Annotated in this window: 3 protein-coding genes and 1 pseudogene; 2 read left to right on the top strand and 2 right to left on the bottom strand. The window is 72.2% G+C overall.

Going from position 1 to position 7,694, the window contains the following annotated elements; all coding sequences use genetic code 11:
- A pseudogene (locus tag ACWEGE_RS25110) lies at positions 1–368 on the top strand (Crp/Fnr family transcriptional regulator); the annotation flags it as partial.
- Positions 368–541, top strand: a complete 174-nt coding sequence (locus tag ACWEGE_RS25105) for a hypothetical protein (protein ID WP_449662891.1) — start codon at positions 368–370, stop codon at positions 539–541. The pseudogene ACWEGE_RS25110 and the gene ACWEGE_RS25105, both read left to right, overlap by 1 nt.
- A 54-nt stretch (positions 542–595) precedes the next feature.
- Here the strand turns inward: ACWEGE_RS25105 and ACWEGE_RS25100 are convergent, their stop codons facing one another.
- A complete protein-coding gene (locus ACWEGE_RS25100) occupies positions 596–1,045 on the bottom strand; it encodes a hypothetical protein (protein ID WP_449662890.1) in 450 nt (149 codons plus the stop codon).
- 2 nt (positions 1,046–1,047) lie between these two features.
- Positions 1,048–7,650 carry an RHS repeat-associated core domain-containing protein gene (locus ACWEGE_RS25095; protein WP_449662889.1) on the bottom strand — a complete coding sequence of 2,201 codons (6,603 nt, stop codon included), beginning with the start codon at positions 7,648–7,650 and terminating at the stop codon, positions 1,048–1,050.
- Positions 7,651–7,694: the final 44 nt, after the last annotated feature.

Below are 7,694 nucleotides of genomic sequence, written 5' to 3'. Positions count from 1 at the left end.
CCACCATCGCCGCCTTCGGCCGCGAATGCACCAAAACCGGCATCTACCCCACCAGCGTCGACCTCGCCGGCCACCAAGTCCCCTCCTGGCGCGGCATCCCGATCCTCCCCTGCAACAAAATCCCCGTCACCGACACCCGCACCAGCTCCATCCTGCTCATGCGCACCGGCGAACAGGCCCAGGGTGTGGTGGGGCTCCACCAAACCGGGCTACCCGACGAATACCAACCCGGACTCAACGTCCGCTTCATGGGCATCAACGACCAAGCCCTCATCTCCTACCTCGTCTCCGCCTACTACTCCGCCGCCGTCCTCGTCCCCGACGCCCTCGCCATCCTCGAAAACGCCGAAATCGGCCGGGAGGGATGATGACCGAGCCCGTGACACCGCCCCGCAAACCCGACGCACCCGGCCGCCCGCCGGCCTTGCCCGCCTCGGTGTTCGGCCCGACCGGCCTCGGCACGGCCGCCGCCCGGATCGTGCCGCGCACCGGCGGCACCCGGCCGCCCGAGGAAGCTCCGCGCCGCGACACCCGGGGATGACGGCTGAGCGCGCTTCGCCGGGGCGGCTCGGCCACCCCGGCGAACCGCGTCAGCTCACGCGTATCCCCGTAGCTCGTCGGCGATCGGCCCGGAATCCGGAATCCGGTGCCACCACCAGGGTTTCCCCGACAGGTCCTCTTCGGCCACCTGCTCCAGCAGCCTGCCGTCGTCCTCGCGGGTGATCGCCACGAAGTGCTCGTCGTACCGCGCGAGCTGCCCGGCGACCTTGCCCTCGAGCGGCTCGGGGAGCCGGTCCAGGCAGCGGGCCAGGAAACTGCGCAGCGACACCGCCGCGATGAGGTCGTGCGCGCCCCAGACGTGCCGGTCGGTCACCGGCTTCGCCCGGTCCTCGTCGATCTTCTGCACGTGCAACGCCCAGGAGACCAGGAGATCGAGCGTGCCGATCGACTTCTCGTCGTTGATCCGGTAGCGGTACCCGTCGAGTTCTTCGCGCTCGGCTTCGCTGAAGACGGCCTTGATCCGCTGGGCCAGGTCCTCGGTCATGCTCACCGATCCGGGTAGTACGCGGTGCTGCGCCACGGCATGTCGCGGTTCACGATCACCCGGACGCCGTCGCAATCGTAGCGCACCGAATTGCCCTTGCCCGGTGAAGTCTTCCCCTTCCCGAGCGTCCGCTGGATTTCGCTCAGGCTCGGCCGGTTCATCGCCGGGTTGCCGTCGTCGGCGTGCCCGTTGGCGAATTCGGCGATTTCGTCCCGGGAGAACCCGGTTCCTTCGAAGTCGTCGTCTTCGTCGTCGAAATCGCCGCCTCCGGAGGTCGACATCGTGTGCGCGATGCCCACCCCGCCGAGCCCCACCGCCCCGCCGAGGAGCCCGGCGCCGAAGATCGCCCCGCCGTCGAGGGCCGCCGCGCCGACGCCCGCGGCCGCCACGCCCAGCCCGCAGGGCTCGAGGACGATGCAGGCGCCCGCGCCGAGCACGGCGCCCGCGAGGCCGGCCCCGATCCCGAGGCACTCCCAGAAGCTGCAGTTCCCGGTCGGGTCGGCGTAGTCCAGCGGGTTGCCGCCGGCGTAGGCGTAGGGCGTCCGGGTGGTGTCGACGAGCGGGTCGACCGTGAGGAACAGCGCGGTTCCCGGGTCGTAGTAGCGCGCCCGCAGGTACACCAGGCCCGACTCGGCGTCGGTGTACTGGCCCGTGTACTGCAACGGCGTCCTGGCCGTGCCGGTCGCGGTCACCAGTCCGTACGGGGTGTAGGCGTAGCTCCCGGCGACGGCGCCCGCGGCGGTGAGCAGCGCGGTGGTCGAGCCGATCTGGTCGTGCACGTACCAGAACGAGCCCCCGCCGCCCAGCTGCTCGATCGGCAGCCCGGACGGACCGTAGAGGTAGCTGTTCGTGCCGTCGGACAGGAGGTTCGGCGTCGAGGCGGCGTCCCAGACGAACGTCGCGGTCGACCCGCCGGTGGTCTTCGAGATCCGGAGGTTGTCGCCGTTGTAGCCGTAGGTCGCCGAAGTGGCGCCGGTGACGCCGGTCAGCCGCCCGGCCTGGTCGTAGCCGTAGGTGGTGGCGCCGGCCGCCGTGCGCTCGCCGAGGTCGTCGAACGCGTACGAGGTCGCGTTGGGCGGCACGGTGCCGCAGCTGGGGTTGCTCACCGTGCCGCTCGCGAGCGACCAGCAGAGCCGGCCGGCCGGGTCGAACGCCTGGGTCGCGGCACCGACCGTCACCGGGTTGTTCGCCGCGTCTTCGGCGTAACCGGTGGTGCCGTCCGAGCTCAGCTGCTCGCGCACGCTGTGGCCGAAGGTCTGCGACGCCGCCCCGATCGTCCGGGCCGCCAGCTGTCCCACGGCGTCCCGCCCGAAGGTCATCGACACCACCGTGGTGGCCCCGGTCGCCGCCGTGGTCGAGGTCAGCGCGCCGCTGTCGTCGTAGCCGTTGGCGACCGTCGTGCCGTTCGGGTACGCGGTGGTCTTGAGCGCGCTGTCGCCGTCGTAGCCGAAGGTGGTCTTGTTGCCGTTCCAGTCGGTCACCGTCGCGAGCCGCTCGGCGTCGTCGAAGGTCTGCGCCACCGGCGTCGTCTGGCCCGGGTAGAGGATGGAGGTCCGGTTGCCGTTGTCGTCGTAGCCGTAGGCGACCTTGGCCCCCGAGCCCTGGACCTGCGCGGTGACCTCCCCGAAGACGTCGTAGGTCCACGTCGTGGTCCCGGTCCCGTCGGTCATCGACGTCCGGTGCCCGGCCGGGTCGTAGCCGTAGCCGGCCCCCGGCGTCTTCCCGTCCGAATAGGACACCGACGTCACCCGGCCCGCCGCGTCGTAGCCGGTGGTGGTGACCCGGCCCGCCGGGTCGGTGGCGGTGACCACCCGGCCCGCGGGACCGATGTGCACGGCGGAGGTGCGGTGGCCGGCGTCGGTGCGGGAGTTCCTGCGGCCCTGCCCGTCGTAGCCGAACGTCGTCACGGCGTTCAAGCCGTCCACGGTGTCGGCGATGGTGCCGTCGGGGTTGTAGTCGGTGGTCTGGGTCGTGTTGTCCGCCTGGGTCACCTTCACCAGCTGCCCGGCCGGGTCGAAGGCCGAGGTCGTGGTGTGGTGGTTGGCGTCGGTCACCGACGTCTTGTCGCCGTCGGCGTCGTAGGTCGCCGAGGTGGTGTGCCCCAGCGGGTCCGTGGTGGCGGTGACCCGGCCGTGGGCGTCGTGGGCGTAGGTCGTGCAGCCGTTCGCCGGCGGCGTGCACCCGGCCGCGGTTCCGGCCGCGACGCCGTTCCCGGACACCGTGGAGGTGCGGAGCCCGGTGGCCGTGTCGTACCCGGACAGGGTCTTGTCGCCGGCGCCGTCGGTGCTCGAAGTCTGGTCGCCGAAGGCGTCGAAGACGCTGGTCGTGGTCTTCCCGGCGGGATCCACCGTGCGGGTCCGGTCGCCGGGGTGCGCCGCGTCGTCGTAGTAGTGGTTCACCGTGCGGACCGGGGCCGGCCCGAAGTTGCCGGTGGTCGATTCGACCACGTTGTTGGCCTGCGTCACCGTGGTCGAGGTGAGCACGCGCTCCCCCACCGCGGCCGCGGGGACGTGCCCGGCCTGGTCGTACTGGTTGACCGTCGCGACGCCGTTGCGGTCCACGGTCTCGACCAGGTTGCCGGCGTCGTCGTAGGCGTAGTCGGTGGTGAAGCCCAGCGCGTCCGACTCCGACGTCTTGTTGCCGTGGTCGTCGTAGGTGAACGTCTCGAGGTGGCCGTCGGCGTCGGTCCGCGTGGTGACCCCGAGGGTGACCGGGTCGTAGGTGTAGGCCGTCGTCCCGGCGTCGGCGGTGCCGTAGCCCAGCGTCTCCGAGACCAGCAGGCCGTTCTGGTAGGTGTCCAGCTTCCGGTGCCCGGCCGGGTCGGTGACCAGGGTCTGGCCCGCGGCGAGGCCGCCGTCGGGACCGTAGGTGAACGTCGTGGTGTGCCCGTTCGCGTCGGTCTGCGTGCGCACCCGCTCGGCGCTGTCGTAGGCCATCGACGTCACCGCCGTCGCGGGTCCCCCGAAGTTGGCCGGGGACCGCATGGACGTCATCAGGTGGTTGCCGTCGTAGGTGTACTTCGCGTGGTCGTCGTCCTTGAGCACCGGGGACCGGGTCGTCCCGGCGCCGTAGACGTCGGTGAGGTCGCCGACGGCGTCGTAGCCGTAGGTCACCTGACGGCCGGCGGTGTCCGTGAGGCCGGTGATGTGGTTGCCGGTCCAGGTCAGCGTGTACCGGCGGCCGGCGGGATCGGTCACGGTCGCCAGCCGGCCGGAGCCGTCGTAGGCCAAGGTCGTCTGGTACGCCGGGGTGGCCTTGCTCCCGGGCAGGTCCGTCTCGGCCGTCAGGTGCCCGCTCGCGACGTCGAAGGTGAAGAGCTGGTTGCCGCGCCGGGTGTACACGTAGGACGAACCGGACTTCACCAGGGCGGCGTCGTACCGCGGCGCGGACGGCGTGTAGCCGCCGGCGCCGGCGACGAAGGTGACCGCCGAGCCGTCCTCCTGCTTCACCGTCACGTTGCCGGTGGTGCCGTCCGTGGCCGCGGACAGGTTGTAGGAGAACGTCCAGCCCCAGCCGAACGGGCCGTCCGCGGCGAGCGCCCCGCCGGGTCCGGCGGGGTCGGCGACGCTTTCGGCGTAGCTGCGGGTGAAGTTCAGCGCCGTGCCCCGGCCCGGCGTGGCCAGGTCGGTGAAGGTGTCCCCGAAGTAGCCCGTCGAGGTGTCCACGGGGTCGCCGGCGGTGCGCCGCGCGCACCCGCAGGCGATGAACGCCGGGTTCGAGCCCTTGGGCGCGTCCTGGATGCCCGGCGGGCCGCCGATCGGCTGACCGGGGGTGCCGCCCATGGGGACGAACGCGATCGCGTCGAAGGCGACGTCGAAGTCCGAGTAGCCGAAACCGCCCTGGTCGACCGAGCTGCCGTTGTTGTTCAGGGTGACGTTGCCGCCGTTCTGCATGGCGAACGTGCCGATGGTGACCCACTGCTCGGAGTTCCAGGCCTGGTTGACCCGGATCTTCCACGGCGCGACCCCGCCGCCGGGGTTGATGTTGTAGACGACGTTCGTCGCCTCGGCGCCGAGGCCGGGCAGGTGCAGCTTGACCTTGTAGTACTGCAGGGACGGCAGGTTCGGCGTCCACACCCCGGTGTTGATCAGCGCCGGGTTCGCGCCGTTCTCGGTGTGGGTGAACAGGACGCGGCCGCCGAGCCCGGTGCCGAGCTGGTGGGTGTCGATCGCGCCGATCGGGTCACCCGCGGAGTTCGTGCCGTAGGTGTAGGTGAACGTGCCGTTCGACGACCAGTTCGCCGCGCCACAGCCCTGCAGGTTCAGCCGGTTCGGCTCGTCGTCGACGATGATCGACCCGCTCGGCACCTTCGAGGTGTCCTGGCTGCACGTCGGCGGGTTCTGCGTCGGGTTCGCCGGCTCCGAACCGCCCGAAACGGCGTACGGGCTCGTCGCGCACGTCGTGCTGCAGCCGGGGATCCACGTCACCGGGTTGTGCCACCAGCACTGGAAGTCGTCGAGCATGCAGTGGCTCGCGCCCGGGTTGGACGTGTTGGTGTTGTTCGGGTCGCACTGGTTGGCGGCGAGCGAGCACATCGCGGTGAACGGCGCCGGCTGCACCCAGCGCTGGCCGCCGTTGTACGTCGGCTTCGCGTAGGCCGGGCTGCCGTAGCGGATCAGCGGGCTGGCCGTCCAGCCGAGCACGCGCTCCTGGTACGGCCAGCTCGCCGGGTGCGCGGCGTCGGCGTAGGTGTCCTGCAGGTACGGGTCGCGGTTGGGCGGGTAGTCCAGGTTGGCCGGGTTGTTCGTCCAGCCAAGGCCCCAGGTGCCGTGCGGGCCCGTGCAGGACGGGCCGGGCGTGCAGCCGGTGGTGTTGCCGTTGGCCGCGTTCGGCTGGATCCCCGAGTTGTACGCCCAGGCCGCGAAGTACCAGTTCTCCAGGTAGCGCGGGTCGGCGTTGTTCGCCGTGATCCCGTCGGCGTAGAGCTGGTTCCAGGTCGTCTCCAGGATCTGCAGGCCGGCGGCGATGTTCTCCTGGTAGTCGACGGCGACCTTCCACTGGCCGTGCTCGGAGAGCGAGTGGTCGCCGATGTGCATGCCGTCGGTGACCTGGCTGATCCCGTAGCCGCAGTCCGAAGCGGCGTAGTTGATCGAGACGATGTCGCCGCCGGCGCCGTAGTAGCTGGCGATCAGCGGGTCGCCCGCGGTGCCGGCCGGGGCGTGCCACGACGCCTGCGACCAGTTCGATTCCTGGGCCATGATGCCCTCGAAGATCGACCGCGGCACCGTGCTCGAACCGCCCGCGGGGTGCGACAGCGAGATCAGCGGGAAGTCGCTGTTCGGGGCGTACCCGACGAGTCCCATGTTCGCGAAGTTCGCCGGGCGTGTGTACGCGCTGCCGGTCAGCAGGCCCTGTTCGGCCAGCTGGACCGCCCAGTTCACCTGCGCCGCGTTCGGCTGCATCACCTGCCGGTTGGCGGTCAACGGCGGCACCGCGCACTTCGGCGTCTGCGTCGCCTCGGCCGTGTCCGGCGCCGCCCGGGTGCCGGTGGCCGCGGCGTCGGCCTTCGGGCTGAGCCGGTTCTGCCGCGGGGCGGGCGTCGTGGTCCCGGGCGTCGCCGAGTAGGTGGGCACCTCGGTCGCGGCCCGCGCGGCGCCGGACGCGGCCGCGGCGGTGAGCACCTTGCCCGTCTTCGTCGCCAGCAGCGCGGTCTTCCGCCCGTCGGCGTCCGGCGCGAGCAGCGCGTCGCCGTCCAAAGAGGACGCTTCGGCGGGGTGCGCGAGACCGGCGTCGCCGACGCTGCGCACCCCGGCCGCGGCGAGGACGTCGCCGCCGGCGGGGGTGGCCCCGGCCAGCACGGCGTGCCCGGCGCGGCCCTGGAACAGCTGCACGCGCGTCAGGTCACCGCTGCCGAGCGTGGTGACCACCCCGGCGTGCTCGTGCGCCGCGGTGGCGACCTGGCCGCCGGGGGCGGCGTGCAGGAAGCTGACGCCGCCGTCGGCCGCGGGCCGCACGTCGTAGACCGAGCCGGGCAGGGCCGCGATCACGGACGGCGATCCCATGGCGGGCACGGAAACCAGCCGGTTGCCCGCCACCCCGACGAGGCCCGACCGCGTCGGCACCGCCGAGGTGAGCTGCCCCGGCGCCGTCAACGAACCGGTGATCTTCCCGGCCGCGAGGTCGGCGGTCAGGAGCCGGGTGGTCTGCTCGGCGGCCACGGTGAACACGGCGTCGTCGCCGGTGCCGCAGCCGGGCGAGTAGTACTTCAGGCCGACCCCGCCGGCGAGCGCGTGCACCGCACCCGAGGCGAGGTCGACGGAGTAGGCGAACGCCCCGTGGTCGCGCGCGGCCTGGGTGTTCACCGCCGACGCGGGCAGGATCGCGACCGCGGCGTACTTCCCGTCCCCGGACACGCACTGGTAGCCGGTCCACGAGGAATCGTCGAACCCGGCCGGGTGCAGCAGCGCGACCTCGCGCCAGGCGAACCCGCCGCTCTCGCGGCCGGCTTCGAGGTGGTAGCCCTGCGCGTCCCCGTGCCCGTCGACGGCGACGTCCGCGGACTTCGCCGCGTCCGGGCCGAAATCGGCGGGTTTCGGCGCGGCGGCGGGTTGCGGCGGCGCCGGCGGTCGCGGCGCGGCCTGGGCGGCCGCCGTGCCCCCGGCCACGAGCGCGAGAACGCTGAGGAAAACCGTCAGCGGCCGTGCCGGAA

It is taken from the genome of Amycolatopsis sp. NPDC004747 (genome assembly GCF_053601335.1).
Note: the sequence above shows the minus strand (reverse complement) of the source record. Positions and strands in the feature narration are given on the sequence as shown.